Here is a 16271-nt window from a genome sequence, read left to right as displayed (position 1 = left end):
TGCAATCAGAATAGTTTCAGTTGAGGGCCGGGGTCAACGACGATCGACGGTATCGCTGTCCTCCACCGTGTTTCGAGATGTGCACCGTGACCGCCCGTGCTCTCCGCCTTCGGGGACGGATCTAGCTGTGAGCCGACTGCCGGCCGGTGGGGTCATCGGTGGGTGTCACGAGGCGCCGATGGAACAGCTGTGCTGGTAATCACAGCGGTACCGCTCTATGGAGCATCCTCGTGGCAACAGAGTGCTGGCGAAGCGGCCTTCCCGGGGTGCGCAGTGCGGCTCGGACGGGGACTTGGTGCCCAGTCGAGAGGGGTGGACGTGGTGGCGACCGATCGGCAACCTCGTATCACTGGTCATCGCTTGACCTTCCGCCCGGGCTCTCTTCCAATTGAGACGGCTTGTAGTTGCCGGACGCCATATCCCGCTCGCGACAGGTGGCGGGTGTGGTGATCGTTCGGCAGCCATCGGTTCCGCGCCGACAGCAACATTGCCTGCAAGGGGTCGAAGTGCACTCCTGCTCCGGCAGCTCTCCGGGATCCTCGATCGAAGCGCCGAGTCGCCGGGAGGGGATCTACTTTCCCGGCATCACCGGTGATCGCCACCGGGTCCGAGGGCATTCCGGACAGGTATTGCCCGGCACTTCGTATGATCTTGCCGAGACTGCCATTCTGGGCCAGGTACAAGGGGCGACCGTGTCCAGTTGAAGCCCGGGGAAGGCGCTTCCCTCCGTTTGTGATCCGAGGGAGAGAATCGCCCTCCCCGCATTGCTTTTTATGGGAATGGCGAGTGCGCGCTGAAGTTCGTGAGCTGCCCGTCCCCCGAATCACGTTTACGCCGTGCTGCCGCCATCGGCCAGCAAGGTGCTGCCGGTCATGAACGCCGACAGGTCGGATGCGCAGAAGAGAGCGACGCGGGCGATATCGTCGGGGACGCCGAGACGGCCGACGGGAGCGGTGAACATGAGCGGGGTGGGCGGGGCGTCGGCATCGCCGCCGCTCGGGGTGGCAGCTGCCGCGGCGATCATATTGCCTTCCGTCGGGACATAGCTCGGTGCCACCCCGAGGACGCGGATGCCCAGTGGGGCGAGTTCCAGAGATAACTCACGAGTGATGCCGCGGGCGGCGTGTTTCGATCCGACATAGGCAGCGAGGCCCGGTGCGCTGCCGCGGAAGCCGGCGGTGGAGATGATGTTGACGATCACACCGCCGGAGCCGGCGGCGGCCATGTGGCGAGCCGCCTCGCGGGCGCCGAGGAACACGCCCCGGGCATTCACCGCGAATACCTGGTCCCAGGTCGCCTCACTCATCTCGAAGACGGAGACGCTGGGAAAGACGCCGGCGTTGTTCACCCAGATGTCCAGGCTACCGAGATCGGCCACCGCGTGGTCGGCCGCCGACGTGACGGAGTCCGCGTCGGTGACGTCCATGACGACGCCGAGCGTCCGCACCCCGAAGCGTTCGCCTATCTCGGCGGCGGCCGCCGATGCCAGGCTTTCGTCGAGATCGCCGATCAGCACGTCGGCACCGGCTTCGGCCAGCCGGAGGGCGATTGCCTTGCCCAGTCCACGGCCGCCCCCGGTGACGACCGCCCGCCGGCCCCGGAGGGAGACGAGCTCGGCGAGGGATTTGTTCGATACCTCAGGGATGGACATGCATCTCCTTTGCTCTGGCCGGTCAAGGGAAGCGGCGTTCAGGACTACCCGCGCACGATCGTGCACCTTTAAACGGTAACCACCATGGTAACTTTTTACAATAACTACACTCGGGCATTCGAAAGACCGTGCGCACCTCGCGCCGAGCATCCGATCAAAGGACGTCCGTGACCTCTCCCGAAAATGCCGAACCGAGAAGACGGCGCCGAGGCCCGAACGCGTCGACTCCCGCCCGCCGTGCGCAGATCGTCCGCGCCGCGCTGGAGAGCTTCGCTCAGCACGGCTACGAGCGAGCGTCACTGCGGGACATCGCCGGGCGGGCACAGGTGACCCATGCGGCGTTGCTTCGCCACTTTTCGGGCAAGGACGAGCTGCTCTTGGCGGCGCTCGCCCAGCGTGAAGCAGATGAGGAGGCGCTGGCGACGCGGATCATCGAGGCCGGAGCGAGCAGGCAGCGTATCTTGAGCGAAGTTCTGCGCGACGAATTCGACGATCCCGACTATCAGCGCAATTGGATGGCGCTGACTATCGCGGCAACCGACCCCGCACATCCCGCCCACGAGTTCTTCGCCGGCCGACGCGAGCGGATGCGAACCAGATTCAGTGGTAGCCAACTTCCCACCTCGCGAGACAGCCCATACCTGTCGGCGGACGAGAAGGTGACCCTGGTACTCGCACTGATGGACGGCCTGCGGATCCAATCCCTGCTCGACCCGTCACGCGAGACTCTCGGACTGCTGGAGGTTGTCATGACGTTGGTCATCACGGACCCGGAGCAGGACTCCGACGAGTGAGTCCACGCCCGCCGGGGCGGGAGGCTGCCGTGCCGGGTCGGTAGATCGGCGCCGGACAGCGTGCACCGCGTACCGGCCGGCGTCGTCCTGCTCGATGACGAATCCGCGGATATCGATGTCGAGCCTTGTCTCGCGTCCGGGTGGAGGCCTACCGGACTATCTCTTGTTCAACTGACCGGCGTCGACCGGGATGACGGAGCCCGAGACATAGCGGGCATCGTCGGAGACCAGCCATGCGATGGCATTGGAGACATCGAGCGGCTCCACGAGATCCACCGGCATCGCGTTGGACAGTGCATGGGCCAGCGCGGGGTTGCGTTCCATGATCGCCTCCAAGTTGCCGTCACCGGCCATGGGTGTGCGGACCGCGGTCGGGGCGACACTGTTCACCCGGATACTGTGCGGCGCGAGGTAGTTCGCCCAGGACCGCATGAGCCCGACGACCCCGTGCTTGGCCGCGGTATAACCGAGGAATCCCGCCGTCGGAATGCCGACACCGATGAGGCCGCCGGTGGAGCTGGTGAGCACGATCGATCCACCCTTACCCCGCTCGATCATGGACGGGATCGCCACGCGACCGGTGTTCCACACGCCGGTCAGGTTCACCGCGACCACCTCCTCCCACTCCTGTTCCTCCGCCACCACCGCACCGCCGGCTCCGATCCCCGCGTTGGCCAGGACGATATCGACCGGCCCGAGCTCGGCGACACCCTCCTCGAAGACCTGGCGCAACGCGGCGACATCGCGGACGTCCGCCTGCCGGGCCACGATCCGGCGCCCCTGCTTCTCGACCTCCTCGACGGTCTGTGCCAGTTCGTCGGCGGTTCCCATCGAATAGTGCACCGAACCAAGTTGGGCGCAGATATCCAGCGCTATGACATCAGCGCCCTCCTGCGCCAGCCGGATCGCGTGACTGCGGCCCTGGCCACGAGCGGCGCCGGTGATGAAAGCGACCTTGCCGTCCAGCTTTCCCATACTTATCTCCTTGTGCATATGACGAACAGTTTTCGGACAGGGATCGGCAGACCGGGCAACGATCTGCCGAAGACAACAGCCGAGCGGCGCCGCTGATGCGGTATGCCGAGGCCGGGTAGTTCATGGCGGCGCCGCCGGCCACCGGGTGGATTGCGGCCACATTCGGCCGGCGATGCGAAGCGCCGATCGCCCTATTCGAGATCCGCCATGGTTTTGCCGACATCAGCGAGGGTGGTCGCGGCACCGTAGTCACCGGTGTACCGGTAAGGGGCCACATCGCAGCGGAACAGTCCTTGGTCGGGCGCGAAATCGGCCTGCCTCCACCCTTTCGAGGTGGCCTGCACGACATTGAAGCAGCGCGGTGCCGCGTCCTTGTCCGACAGATCGCGGGCGGTATGCAATCCGCCCCCGGTCCAGGCAGTCTCCGTGCCGGCCGCCTCGAAGACGCATCGGCGAGTGAGCTGGTCACCGCACCTGGTGGCGGCTTTGGCGAACAGCAACCAGGACGACAGGGCGCGTACCGAGCCGAGCGCGAGTTCCGCGTCCGGTGCGTACTTTGCGAACATATCGTGCATCTGCTTCATCGCCGGCGAGGCATCCGCGGCTTCGACCGGCACCGCGCCGGTCAGGTCGACGATATTGTTCTGGAAGCTCAGCGACTGCGCGGCGGCCCGAAGGAACTGTGTGTTGTAGGAGTTGTTGGTCGGGTCGATCCAGTCGAGTTTGTAGTTCATGCTGGTCAGAACATCCTCCAGCTTGCCCAGCTGCCGGAAGTCGCCGTAGAAGACCAGGCCCTTGACGCCCTTGCTCTTGATCGCCTGCGCGTAGGGAGTCCAGTCCGGGACTCCGGAGGCGGGGTAGAGATCGCTGTAGGTCACCGTCCCGCCGGCCGCCCGGATCGCCTCGACGGCCTTGTCGCCGAGCACCTTGGTGACCGGTGAATCGCCGTTGATGATCCCGATTGCCCCCGCCGAGCCCGGATATGCCTCGTTCAGCAGCCAGCTCCGGAAGCCGAAATAGGGCTCGTAATGTGCGTATGTGCTCGCCAGGGCGCTGATCTGCAAGTCCGACTGCAGATTCTGCGATTGCGAGACCTGCGCGGGAAATTCCGGCAGCAAGCACGAGAGGCGGTCCTTGACGCCGAGGCCGTCCAGCGCGGCGCCGCCGCCGACAAGTGCGAAGTCCTCGCGACAGGAGTCGAGCATCCGTTGCCGGACCTCCATGAGTTTCGTATCGCGGACTTCGAACACCAGTTTCCGGCCGTTGATACCACCGGCCGCGTTACACCACGACGTGAACGCCTTTGCCGCGTCCACGAATTCCGGTTGTTTGGTGAATCCCACATCGCTGAAGACGCCGACCTTGATCTCCTCGGCCGTCACCCCTCGGGCCGGAGCGCCGGTCGCCGACCCGTCGTGACAGACACTCGACAGATCACCGAAGTCTCCGGTTTCGACGTCATTCGGGCTCGCTTCCCGGCCGGAGCCGCGCCCGCTACATCCGGCGGTAACCAAGGCCATCGCCAAGAGGGCTACGGCAATTCGTCGTGGTTTCAAGGTGTTCCTCCTCAACTGGACCTCGTTGACCAGTTGCCGACCATGTCTTCGGCTCGGTCGAGCCTGTTCATTTCGCCTGTGTGTAGGTGATGTGCAATTCCCGCAGTCCCCGCAGGAGGAATGTCGGTTCATAGCGATAGCTGCGCTGCTCCGGTGTGCCGTGCATGCTGTCGTCGATGGCGATATCGCGGAAACGGTCGAGCATCCGATTGACGGTGACCTGGCCCTCGGTGCGGGCCAGCGGTGCACCGGCGCAGGTGTGGATGCCACGTCCGAAGGCGATGTGCTCGCGGGCGTTACGGCGATCGACCCGGAATTCATCCGGATTCTCGAATTTGCGTGGGTCCCGGTTGGCTGCGCCGATACACAACATCACCACCGTGCCGGCGGGGATATCGACGCCCCCGAGTTGCGTGCTCTTGCGAGCAAGCCGGAAGTCCACCTTGGTAGGGCTTTCGAAACGGAGCGATTCCTCGATGAGCGGACCGACCAGACTACGGTCCGCGCGTACGAGCTGCTGGAGCTCCGGCCGCTCGGCGAGCACGCGGACGGCCGAGCTGAGCAGTTTGGTGACGGTCTCCTGGCCTGCCGCGAAAAGGAAGGTGGCCGGGCGCACGATATCGATCACCTCGGGAACCGATCCGTCAGGGTAGGTCGTGGCCGCGAGTACGCCCAGGATGTCCTCGCGTGGTGTGGCCCGGCGATCGGTGATGTACTCGCCGAAGGTTTCTTCCAGCCACTCCAGCGGATTGGTACCCACCGGTTCATGGTCCAGCGCCCCAACCCTGGTGCCGGGGTCTTTGTGGCCGGCCAGCCGGGCCCGGAACTTGTCTCGGTCGGCATCCGGAACGCCGAGCAGGTCGGCGATGACGAGGGTGGCGAACGGCTTCGCGTAGTCGTCGAGAAGTTCGCATCGGTCCCTGGTGGCGATCTCGTCGAACTGCCTATCCGCCAACCGCCACATGTACTCTTCGTTCTCCTTGAGCCGCTTCGGCGTGAGCAGTCGGCTCAGCAAGGTGCGAGTACGTGTGTGTTCCGGGGGGTCCATGGTGACCATGTGCTCGAAGATCGGAAACTGGTGCCGGTGCTCATCGATCTGCGCGCCGATGTCGTCGCCGGCGGGTTGGAACGGAAGTGGCGGGAACGGACCGCCGATAGCCACGCAGGCGGAGAAGGCATCGGTATTGCGGAACGCCTCGTTGGCTTCCTGGTAACCGGTGACCGCAACGACCCCGTAGTGGGGTTCACGGAACACCGGGTTCCGGCTACGCAGGTACGCCAGATATTCGTAGGGGTCCTGAGCGACCAGTGCATCGGAGAAGTAATCGACAGACGCCAGATCGGTCATGTCAGCCTTTCGTGACAAGGGCGGCGAGCATCGGACGACCGCCTTGCACGCCGCGGTGGTGGGTAGGGTGTCGAGCCGGCTGGGCCGGGCTCAGCCCATCCCGATCCGAATGTTCTTCACTTGCAGAAACTCGTAGAGGCCCTCGAGACCACCGGTGCGCCCGAAACCGCTGTGTTTGTAGCCGCCGTAGGGGCCCTGCGGCGAGATATCGCTGAGCTGGTTGATCCAGACGGAACCGGCCTGCAGAAGTCGTGAGACACGATGCGCCCGGGTCAGATTCGTGGTCTGGATAAATGCATTCAGGCCATAGGGGCTGTCGTTTGCGATCCGGATCGCTTCCGCCTCGTCGGTGAATCTCATCACCGATACCACGGGTCCGAAGGTTTCGGCTCGCGCCAGGTCCGACCGGTTGTCGACATCGGCGAACACCGTCGGCTCGATGAAATAGCCTTCGGCCAGCTCACCGCCCATTCGTTTTCCGCCGGTGAGTAGTTCGCCGGCGCCGACGGAAACGGCTCGGTCGATCACTCCGAGGATGCGGTCGGCCTCCGACGCACTCACCACCGGGCCGAATACCACCGTCGGGTCGAAGGGATCGCCGACCCGCGCGGATTCGACGGTGGCGACGAACCGCTCCAGAAATGCGTCGTAGACGGATTCGTGGACCAGTACGCGGCTGGCGCAGGCACAGCTCTGACCGGATTGGACGATGGGCCCCTGATAGGCCGACAACTGCGCGGCGGCATCGAGATCCGCGTCCTCGAATACGATATTGGCGGACTTGCCGCCGAGCTCGGCCACCACCGGCACGAGATTCTCCGCGGCAGTCGCCAGTATTTTGCGCGCGGTCGTCCCGCCGCCCGTGAAGTGGATCTTGCCGATTCCGCTGTGCCGGACGAGCGCCGCACCGCCTTCGGGCCCGGCGGGCACCACGTTCACCAGCCCCGGCGGGAGCCCTACCTCAGTGCACAACTCACCGAACCGCAATGCCGCGAACGGCGCGACCGGCGAGGGTTTGAAGACGACGGCGTTGCCGGCCGCCAGTGCGGGCGCCACACACGATGCGGCCACGACCATCGCACCGTTCCAGGGGGCGATGACGCCGACGACGCCGTAGGGTTCCCGTTCGATCAGGTTGAGGTCGAACGATTCGGCCGCGGGGGTGCTGAGTCCGTGCGGTTTGTCGACATACCCGGCGAAGTGGCGCAGGAAGCGTTCGAGCAGCAGGGTGTTGATCGCCAGCGAGATCGGTACGGCGTAGTCCTGCACATTCAGCCGGGAGAACTCGGCCAGATGTTCGTGCACGGCATCGGCGAGATCGATCAGCAGGTCGCGACGACGGTCCGCGGTTAACGATATCCATTCGCGCTGGGCGTTCCGGCTCGACTCGACAGCGAGGTCGATCTCGGCGGCGCCGGCGAGCTGGACGGTTCCGTTCGGGCGGCCGGTCCCCGGGAAGATGTGTGCATGGGTGCCGCCGGAACTCCGATCGATCCGGTCGCCGCCGATCAACAGCGAACCCGGCAGTTCGACAGCAGAAGGATCGAGATTGTCAGTGATGGGGGCCATCGGTGCTCCTAGGAAGTCGGCGCGTCTTCGGCACGCCACTCGTTCAGGACGCGGGCCTTCTGCTCGTCGATCACCTGACTGAGGTGTGTCGCCTTCGGCAGGCCGGAGTAGGCGGCGAACTGCAGTGCCAGCTCGTCCATTTCCTCGAAGGACACATCACGGCTCTTCAAGGCGGCATAAACATGGGAGAGGATAGGAATCGGTGCGTCCTGGAATCCGACGCACGCCACGGTGATCAACCGGCGCGCTTTCATACTCAGTCCCGGGCGCAGCCACATCTCGCCGAAGACGAAATTGAGAATGCCGGCCCCCTGGTACGGATTGTCGCGGTCCGGGGCGAAGGGCATACAGTTGACCTCTTTGAACGACTCCACGCCGCGCGCCAGCCGCGCCTCCGGATCGCTCGGTGTCACCAGTGGCAGCAGGGGTTCGGGAGCAGGAACGGGGAGTCCACGCTCCTGGTGGATCCGCTCCCACTGCTGGTCGACGAAGATATTGAACCGTGACGCCTTCGGCCACCCTGCGTAAACGGCGAAATGTAGCACTGTCTCGCGCATTTCGGTGATGGAGATATCACCGCTGTTCAACGCCGCATACACATGTTCGATCAGCGGCTGTTCGGCGTCGGAATCGGCGACGCACGCCAGCGTGACGAACCGCCGGTCCCGGCGGCTCAGCACCGGCCGGGTCCATACTTCGGCGAAGACGAAGTCGATCAGGCCGTGGGACGTCGTCGGGCTCGAATCCCCCGGGGGCGCGAAGGTCATCACCTCGGCGAACTCGCGCCGGCCTCGTTCCGACCGCTGCGCAGTACTCGCCGCTGCGCTATCGATGGTTCCCATATCCTTCGCTTTCATCTGAGGGTGACACCGGCGTCGACCTTGAATTCCATCCCGGTCACGTGCCGGGCCTCATCGGAAATCAGGTACAGCACGGCGTTACTGATATCGATGGTTTCGGTCATCACCACCGGCAGCGCGTTACCGAACAGCGGTGCCAGATCCGGACGCTTCTCGGAGAGCAGACCGAACAACGACTCCGGGGACATACCTGTCGCCACACCGGTCGGGTGCACGGTGTTGACCCTGACGTTCTGCGCGGCCAGCTCATTGGCCAGCGCGCGACTCATCCCGACCACACCGTGTTTGGAGGCCGTGTACGGGAGATGCAACGGCGTGCCTTTCAGCCCCGCCGCGGAACTGATGTTGACAATGCTGCCACCGCGATCGACAAGATGCGGAAGTGCGGAGGCGCAGGTATTCCACGTCCCGATCAGATTGATATCGACCACTGTCCGCCACTGCTCGGCGGTGGTCGTATCCCATGTCCCGGCGGTCAGCACACCGGCATTGGAAACCGCCGCGTCCAACCCGCCGAGTTGCGCCACCGCCCCGTCCACCGCCGTCGACAGCTCTTGCGCGTCGCGTATATCGACCACCGCGGTGATGACGCGGCGACCGTGCTTTTCGACCAGCCGCGCGGTTTCGGCGAGATCTTCCGGCGTCGCCAGTGGATACTCGAGTTCGGGCAGCGACCGGCAGATATCTATCAGAACGAGGTCGGCGCCTTCCTCCGCCAGCCGCACCGCATGGCTGCGGCCCATCCCGCGTGCGGCGCCGGTGATCAGCACACGCTTACCGGCGACCCTGCCCGGCGGTCGTGAACTCTCGGTCATCGCATTCCTCACAACTTGTTGCAGAAGCCGGCGTCGACGGGCATGGCCACGCCGGTGATGTACTTGGCCTCGTCGGAGGCGAGGAATGCGATGGCCGCGCTGATGTCCTGTGGCTCCAACATCGCCACCGGCATCGGGTTCATCAGATGCGGGCCACCATCAGGATTGTCGGCGGCCCATTCCATCATCTGGGGATTGACAGCCATCATGGTATTGACCGCCGTCGGATGAACTGTATTGACGCGAATACTGTGGGCCGCAAGGTTATTCGCCAGACATCGCATGATTCCCACGATGCCGTGCTTGGACGCCGCGTAACCGAGCCCGCCACCGTCCAGCCCACCCATACCGACCAGGCCCGCCGTGGAACTGGTGAACACGATGCAGCCGCCCCGGCCGCCGGCGATGAGATGCGGAACCGCCGCACGGGCGGTGTGGAACGCGCCGGAGAGATTCACGCCGACCACATCGGCCCACTGCTCGAGTTCGGTCTCGATGGGAACCTCTTCCAGCGACAGCGGTGCGATGCCCGCGTTCGCGCAGACGATATCCAGGCGGCCGAACTCGGCAACGCCGGCATCCAGGGCCTCGCGGAGCCGGGGGAAGTCGCGCACATCGGCCACCGACCCGAGCATCCGGCGGCCTTTCGCCTCGACGAGCGCAACCGTCTCCTCGAGCTCTTCCCGGCTCGCCATGGGATAACTGTTGGACGCGATATCGGCGCAGATATCCACGCCGATGATGTCCGCTCCCTCCGCAGCCAGCCGGACGGCATGACTTCGGCCCTGCCCCCGTGCCACTCCGGTGATGAAGGCGACTTTGCCATCTAGCGAACCCATCGATCCTCGCTTCGGTGCTGAGCAGATCCGCGTCACCTCGGTTGACCCACGAGGGGCGCGGCAGTATGTGGAAAGAAAACTGCGGTTGAGCTGTGGTAATCTGATTACCACGTTGCGAGAATAGCAGTTCCGCAGTGGAGAGGGAAGGAATCGGACGAATTGACCGAACAGCGCGACGTCATCATGGAGTCTGTACTCGGCCAGGGCGAACAACGCATTCGCGAGGCCGTCGTCTCCATGCTCGAAACCGACGGATACGACGCGATACAGATGCGCGAGGTTGCCCGGCGTGCCCGGGTGTCGCTCACCAAGATCTACAAACTGCACGGCACCCGCGACGAACTCATCCTCGCCGCTTTGGACTGGTGGATGCGGGAGAACCGCTACGCCGAGCTGTCGAGCTACACGGCCCATCCGGGCGAGCCACTCCATACCGCCCTCATGCGCGTACTCCGACCGATCTTCGAACCCTGGGAGCGCCACCCCGGCCTGCTCGTCGCATACTTCCGCGCACGCGCCGCGGCGGGCGGCGAAACGCTGATCAACCACGGGCTCGAGGCCGTCGTTCCGGCCGCGATGACAGCATTGGCCGATATCGACCCCGAATTCATCCAGGACCTGGATGCCATCCTGACCAGCCTGGTATACGGGCTTCTGGGACGAGTCGCCGGTGGTGAGATCGACGTGACAGCCATCGTGCCCGCGGTCGACCGCGCCGTGTATTGGATGACCACCGGATACGAGGCCGCCCGGCCGCCTCGGTCGCACTCGTGATGCGCGCCGATCGGCAGTCGCCGATTCCAGGGTTCTCGCCCATTTGCGAGAGTGTCATTCTACTCTGGGCGAGAGTGTGATTCTCGCCCATTATGGCTCCATCCATCACCACGAAAGGCTGATGAGCACATGAGCGACCTGGCATCCGTCGACTACTTCTCCGACCCGGCCATAGCGCAGGACCCCTACGAGTACCTGGATCACCTGCGGAGGCGGAACCCGGTATTCCGTGAGCCGCACTACGGAGTCGTGACGGTGACCGGGTACCGCGAAGCTGTCGAGGTCTTCCGAAACCAGGACGACTTCTCGGCCGCCGTCTCGGTCAGCGGGCCGTTTCCACCGCTGCCGTTCCAGCCGGAAGGCGACGATATCGGCGCCCAGATCGAGGCTCACCGGCACCGATTCCGGATCTCCGAGCACATGGTGACCATGGACCCCCCGGATCACACCCGCACCCGGGGACTACTGAACCGGCTCCTGACACCCAAGCGGCTGAAGGAGAACGAGGAATTCATGTGGGATCAGGCAGATCGCCAGCTCGACGAATTCCTCGCCGACGGCCGTTGCGAATTCCTGGGGCAGTACGCCAAGCCGTTCGCCACGCTGGTCATCGCCGACCTGCTGGGCGTACCCGATGGTGACCGCGACGAGTTCCGAGCCAGACTGGCCGGTCAAACGACACCGGGCAGTATCGAGGGGGCGATGTACCACGATGCGCCCGGCACCAATCCGCTGGAGTGGCTCGACGACACATTCAGTGCGTACATCACCGATCGGCGCGCAAATCCCCGCAGCGATATCCTCAGCGTTCTGGCCACCACGATGTACCCCGACGGGTCCGAACCGTCGGTGATCGAACTGGTGCGGCCGGCCACGTTCTTGTTCGCGGCCGGGCAGGAGACAGTCACCAAGTTGCTCAGCGCGGCGGTACGGATACTGGGCGAGAAGCCCGAGTATCAGCGGATCCTCCGCGAGGACCGCAGCCTCGTCGGCCCGTTCATCGAGGAATCACTGCGCACCGAGAGCCCGACCAAGGTCGACTTCCGGCTCGCGCGTAGGCGCACCACCCTCGGCGGCGTCGACATCCCCGCAGGGACCGTGGTCATGTTGTGCATCACCGCGGCCAACCGTGACCCGCGTAAGTTCGAGGACCCCGACGAATTCCGGCTCGACCGTCGCAACGCCCGCGAACACATCGCCTTCGGCCGCGGCATCCACACCTGCGCGGGTGCGCCACTGGCACGAATCGAGGGGCAGGTCACGCTGAACCGCCTACTCGACCGCGTCACCGATATCGCCATCGACGACACCGTCCACGGCCCCGCGACCGACCGCAACTATTCCTACGAACCCACCTTCCTGCTCCGCGGGCTACGAGAACTCAACATCACCTTCAACTCATAGGCAGACGCTTCCACGAGAGAAAGAGTGGGCGCGCTGTCGGCGGCCTGCCGCACCTCGCGTTCACGTCGGCATCCGCGGATCATCGATCCGCCCGATTACCCACGCGGCGCGGTCTTTTCGAATGAAACCATTCTGATCACGGTCCGCGGCGGGCAGCGTGTCGACGACCTTGCGAGTGACCCGGTTCCGTACGGGCCGGGGCATCTCTTCCGAGAACCTCGCCCACCGTCGGGTCAGGCCACCAGTTCCTCGCCCGCGAGCGTGGTGCGGTGCATCAGTCGCCGTGAGGTCGGTTCGAACGGCATTGCGCGATGCAGCATTCCCGTGTTGTCCCAGATCACCAGATCGCCCTTTCTCCAGCGATGATGCAAAACCGACTCCGGTCGCGTCGACCAGTCGAGCAAACGGTCGAGCAGCGTGCGGCTTTCCTCGGGTGCCATCCCGATCACCTCGCCCGCGGTCGCTCCCACGAGCAATGACCGACGTCCGTTTCGCCGGGTCCAGACCAGTGGATGGGTTCTGGTGGGGACCCGGTCCCACGCCTGCCGCTCCTGCTCGGTGGCGGAAGGATTGGCGCGGGCCTGGGCCGCAGCAAAACTGTGGATCACCTGCAACCCCTCCAGCCGGGCTTTTTCCTCGTCCGGCAGCGCGTCGTACGCCAGATAAGTATCGGCGAATTCGGTGTCGCCCCCGGCCTCGTCGACCTCACGTGCGGTGAGCAGGGTCGCTCGTTGCGGAGTGTGGCCGGTGGCGCCGTCGATATGCCAGAGGAAATTACCGCGCCGATACGACGCCAGGGTGGCGGCAGTCTTCGCCGGGTCCAGCGTGATGGTTTCGATCTCGGAGAGGCGGTGCTCTCCGGTGCGGGCGGCTACCGGCCGGCCCAGCGCCCGGGTCAGGGCTACAAGGTCGTCATCGGTGATGTCGAGATCGCGGTAGATCACGACCCCGTACCGGTCCAAGGCGGCCTGGCACTCCGCGGCCGCCGCTCGGCCGGTCAGGTCGCTCCCGTGGGCTCCGATGATCTCGACGCCGAACGAGGGGAGGGGATTCACCGTGGCGCTCATCTCTGCTCCTTTATTGGTGATACGTATAAGAAGACAATATCTCAATTGTGAGAGTATTATTTCCGTTCATGGAGAGTGAACCGATGGAAGGAGCCGGACGGCGGCGGCGCGTATCCGGGCGAGCATCAGCGGGGGCCGTGGCCGGTCGCGGCGGCACCGAGCTCGGCGTCGAGCGCACGAACTCCGCGCCCGCTGCGCGTGGCGTCGGCTCGCGAAGTGCGGGAACCCGGGCCGAGCTCATCTCGGCGACCAGGAGGCTGTTGCTCGCGCAGGGATATGCCGCGGTCACCTATCGCAGCGTGGCAACCGAAGCGGGGGTCACGCCCGGACTCGTCCAGTACCACTTTCCACTCATGGACCAGCTGTTCGAAGCCGTACTGGAAACCGGAACGGACCGGCTCGTCGAACGGCTGGGGCGGGCAGTGGAATCCGAGCAGCCGTTACGGGCGTTGTGGGCATACGCCAGTGACCCGGTGGGCACGGCATTGTTGCTCGAGTTCATGGCCCTGGCCAGGCATCGCAAGTCCATCGCACCCGCGCTCGGCGCCGGCGGCGAACGCCTGCGCAAGGCATTGCTGGCCGCGCTCGAGCCCGCGCTGCGGCAGTATCGCTTCGACGGCCACGACGTTGCGGCGTCGGCAATCGTCTTCCTGATGTCGGCGATCCCGCGAATGATCCATCTCGAGGAGTCTCTCGGCACCTTCACCGGGCACGTGGAAGTCGTGGACCTGATCGAGAAGTACCTGGACCAGGTGGAACCGAAAGCGCAGGAACAGCGATGAGGATTGTCAGCCAGCGGCGTTTCGGTGGCCCCGAAGTCCTGGAGACTGCCCAGGCTCCACTGCCGGTTCCCGGACGGGGGGAAGTCCTTCTCCGGCTCGGCGCCACCGCGGTGAACCCGGTCGACTGCAAACTCCGGGCAGGCCGGGTGAAATTCCTCGGTGACCCACCCTTCACTCTCGGCTTCGACGTCTCCGGGACGGTTGTCGAAGCCGGAGCCGACGTCACCGGAACAGGCCCGGGCGACAACGTTTTCGGAATGATTCACAGCCGCACCGGAACCTACAGCGAGTTCGTGACTGCGCGCGCCGACCTGCTGGTACCCCACCCGCCGGGCTTGGACCACCTGACAGCTGCTGCCGTGCCCACCGCCGCACTCACCGCCTGGCAGGCTCTGGAAGCGGCGGACCCGAAGCCCGGCGAGACCGTTCTCGTGCACGCCGCCGCCGGTGGGGTCGGGCATTTCGCCGTCCAGTTCGCCGAACGCCGCGGCGCGCACGTCATCGGCACCGCACGGGCCGGCAACCATCGGTTCGTGCGCAGTATCGGCGCGGCCGTGGTGGTCGACTACACCACAACCGACTTCACCGAGGCGATCGACCGGGTCGACGTTGTGCTGGACCTGGTCGGTGGTGAATACGGCAGGCGATCGCTGCGTGTGCTGCGAGACAGCGGTCGCTACATCACGGTGCAGGAATCCGACGCCCATGGTGATCCGCGCTACCGGATGGTCACCGGGAAGCCATCGCCTGCCATGCTGACGGAAATCGGGTCAGCAGTCGCTCGGGGGCAGGTGCGAGTCCATGTCGACCGCGTACTGCCGATGAACGAGGTACGGGAAAGTCATCGGTTGAGTGAATCCGGACGAGTACGCGGAAAACTCGTACTCACTCCGTGGTCTTGACGCTGGTTCGGATGGCGGCTGCGCGCCGGAGGTGATATCGGTCCCGACGGAGGAGCGGTTGACCGGGTCAGCGAGGTAGGGCACCGCGGCGGCGACCTCGGCCGGGGCGGCTAGGACGTCCCGCCGGATGCCTGCCCCGGGGGCCAGCGGTCGGTGATCATCTCGGTCATCTCGTTCACCCAGGTGTCGTCGAGGGCGGCGTCGTGACGGATAAGAATGCGGAAGATCGCGGTGCCCGCCACGACCTCGGCGAGCATGGGCAACTGGTCGTCGTCGCGGCGCTCCTGGCCGTAGCGGGATTCGAAAGCGGTGAGATTGCCGGCCAAGCGGGCGATCATCATGCTGTGCACTTCGGGGGAGGCGACGGTGTCGGCGATCAGCCCCGGTAGTGCCAGCCGCACCTCCGGTCTGTCGAACATCGCGCGGACCGTCTCGACCAATGCCCGGATGTCCTCGCGGAGATCGCCGGAACCGTCCGGCGTGGGAATCGTTTCGGCGGACAACACGGCCTCGTGGACGAGCTGTGCTTTGCCCGACCAGCGTCGGTAGATGGCGGCCGTGGTCGTTCCGGCTCGCGCGGCGATCGCCGACAACGACAGCGCGGGGTAGCCCGTCTGCAGAATCAATTCCCGGGTGGCCGCGATGATCGCGGCGTCGATCCTGCCGTCGCGCGGTCGCCCCGGCGTGGATGGCGCAGACCCCTTGCCTTCTTTGCGGCCTTCTGCTGTCATGATCCCACCCTAATTCCAATACGGTGCGCATCATATTTGAGGGAGAGCGTGTGAACCTGAGCCCACTCGACGAGTATCCGATTCATCAGACGCCCGCGCCCCTCACCTGGCCCGCCGGCTCCGACCGGAATTTCTACGATCGTTCGTACTTCAACGTGCTCGATCGGGACGGCCGCTTCATGGCACTGACCGGAATCGGCTACC

At 65.1% G+C, this 16271-nt stretch carries 15 protein-coding genes and 1 pseudogene; 6 read left to right on the top strand and 10 right to left on the bottom strand.

What is annotated here, in order from left to right; all coding sequences use genetic code 11:
• Positions 1 to 829: 829 nt before the first annotated feature.
• Positions 830 to 1651 carry an SDR family oxidoreductase gene (locus AB0F41_RS01060; RefSeq protein ID WP_357420629.1) on the bottom strand — a complete coding sequence of 274 codons (822 nt, stop codon included), beginning with the start codon at positions 1649 to 1651 and terminating at the stop codon, positions 830 to 832.
• Positions 1652 to 1818: 167 nt separating this feature from the next.
• On the opposite strand from AB0F41_RS01060, the gene AB0F41_RS01055 reads away from it, so the two are divergent.
• Positions 1819 to 2445, top strand: coding sequence for a TetR/AcrR family transcriptional regulator (locus tag AB0F41_RS01055; protein WP_357420627.1), 627 nt, complete (start codon positions 1819 to 1821; stop codon positions 2443 to 2445).
• Between the two features lie 156 nt (positions 2446 to 2601).
• On the opposite strand, the gene AB0F41_RS01050 is transcribed toward AB0F41_RS01055, so the two are convergent.
• The 7 genes from AB0F41_RS01050 to AB0F41_RS01020 form a co-directional block, all read right to left on the bottom strand.
• Entirely contained in the window at positions 2602 to 3420 is an 819-nt protein-coding gene (locus AB0F41_RS01050; protein WP_280399796.1) for a mycofactocin-coupled SDR family oxidoreductase, read from the bottom strand.
• Positions 3421 to 3611: 191 nt separating this feature from the next.
• Entirely contained in the window at positions 3612 to 4976 is a 1365-nt protein-coding gene (locus AB0F41_RS01045; protein WP_357420625.1) for an ABC transporter substrate-binding protein, read from the bottom strand.
• Positions 4977 to 5043: 67 nt separating this feature from the next.
• A complete protein-coding gene (locus AB0F41_RS01040; protein ID WP_357420623.1) occupies positions 5044 to 6324 on the bottom strand; it encodes a cytochrome P450 in 1281 nt (426 codons plus the stop codon).
• Between the two features lie 90 nt (positions 6325 to 6414).
• Positions 6415 to 7893: an aldehyde dehydrogenase family protein gene (locus tag AB0F41_RS01035; RefSeq protein ID WP_357420622.1), complete on the bottom strand. Its 1479-nt coding sequence runs from the start codon at positions 7891 to 7893 to the stop codon at positions 6415 to 6417.
• A gap of 8 nt (positions 7894 to 7901) precedes the next feature.
• The gene (locus AB0F41_RS01030; RefSeq protein ID WP_357420620.1) at positions 7902 to 8735 is read right to left on the bottom strand and encodes a carboxymuconolactone decarboxylase family protein; all 834 of its coding nucleotides are present in this window, start codon (positions 8733 to 8735) and stop codon (positions 7902 to 7904) included.
• An 11-nt stretch (positions 8736 to 8746) separates the two neighbouring features.
• The gene (locus AB0F41_RS01025; RefSeq protein ID WP_357420618.1) at positions 8747 to 9568 is read right to left on the bottom strand and encodes a mycofactocin-coupled SDR family oxidoreductase; all 822 of its coding nucleotides are present in this window, start codon (positions 9566 to 9568) and stop codon (positions 8747 to 8749) included.
• Between the two features lie 8 nt (positions 9569 to 9576).
• Entirely contained in the window at positions 9577 to 10407 is an 831-nt protein-coding gene (locus tag AB0F41_RS01020) for a mycofactocin-coupled SDR family oxidoreductase (protein WP_357420974.1), read from the bottom strand.
• A 183-nt stretch (positions 10408 to 10590) separates the two neighbouring features.
• On the opposite strand from AB0F41_RS01020, the gene AB0F41_RS01015 reads away from it, so the two are divergent.
• Positions 10591 to 11181, top strand: a complete 591-nt coding sequence (locus AB0F41_RS01015) for a TetR family transcriptional regulator (RefSeq protein WP_357420973.1) — start codon at positions 10591 to 10593, stop codon at positions 11179 to 11181.
• Between the two features lie 129 nt (positions 11182 to 11310).
• Positions 11311 to 12585 (top strand): cytochrome P450, encoded by a 1275-nt coding sequence (locus AB0F41_RS01010; RefSeq protein WP_357420617.1) that lies wholly within the window; start codon positions 11311 to 11313, stop codon positions 12583 to 12585.
• A 233-nt stretch (positions 12586 to 12818) separates the two neighbouring features.
• Here AB0F41_RS01010 and AB0F41_RS01005 read toward each other — a convergent pair whose 3' ends face one another.
• Positions 12819 to 13652 carry a TauD/TfdA family dioxygenase gene (locus tag AB0F41_RS01005; RefSeq protein WP_357420616.1) on the bottom strand — a complete coding sequence of 278 codons (834 nt, stop codon included), beginning with the start codon at positions 13650 to 13652 and terminating at the stop codon, positions 12819 to 12821.
• Between the two features lie 68 nt (positions 13653 to 13720).
• Here AB0F41_RS01005 and AB0F41_RS01000 point away from each other — a divergent pair, with 68 nt between their 5' ends.
• Both AB0F41_RS01000 and AB0F41_RS00995 read left to right on the top strand, forming a co-directional pair.
• Positions 13721 to 14434, top strand: coding sequence for a TetR/AcrR family transcriptional regulator (locus AB0F41_RS01000; RefSeq protein WP_357420614.1), 714 nt, complete (start codon positions 13721 to 13723; stop codon positions 14432 to 14434).
• Positions 14431 to 15336 (top strand): NADP-dependent oxidoreductase, encoded by a 906-nt coding sequence (locus tag AB0F41_RS00995; protein WP_357420612.1) that lies wholly within the window; start codon positions 14431 to 14433, stop codon positions 15334 to 15336. The genes AB0F41_RS01000 and AB0F41_RS00995 overlap by 4 nt, the downstream gene beginning before the upstream one ends.
• Positions 15337 to 15446: 110 nt before the next feature.
• Here AB0F41_RS00995 and AB0F41_RS00990 read toward each other — a convergent pair whose 3' ends face one another.
• Positions 15447 to 16067 (bottom strand): TetR-like C-terminal domain-containing protein, encoded by a 621-nt coding sequence (locus AB0F41_RS00990; RefSeq protein WP_357420611.1) that lies wholly within the window; start codon positions 16065 to 16067, stop codon positions 15447 to 15449.
• A gap of 50 nt (positions 16068 to 16117) precedes the next feature.
• Between AB0F41_RS00990 and AB0F41_RS00985 the strand changes: the two are divergent.
• Positions 16118 to 16271: pseudogene (locus AB0F41_RS00985) on the top strand (hypothetical protein); the annotation flags it as partial.

The sequence above is a fragment of the Nocardia sp. NPDC024068 genome, from assembly GCF_040638875.1.
In the GTDB taxonomy this organism is placed as follows: domain Bacteria; phylum Actinomycetota; class Actinomycetes; order Mycobacteriales; family Mycobacteriaceae; genus Nocardia.
The sequence above is the reverse complement of the archived record's forward strand: the minus strand, read 5'-3'. Positions and strand labels throughout refer to the sequence as shown.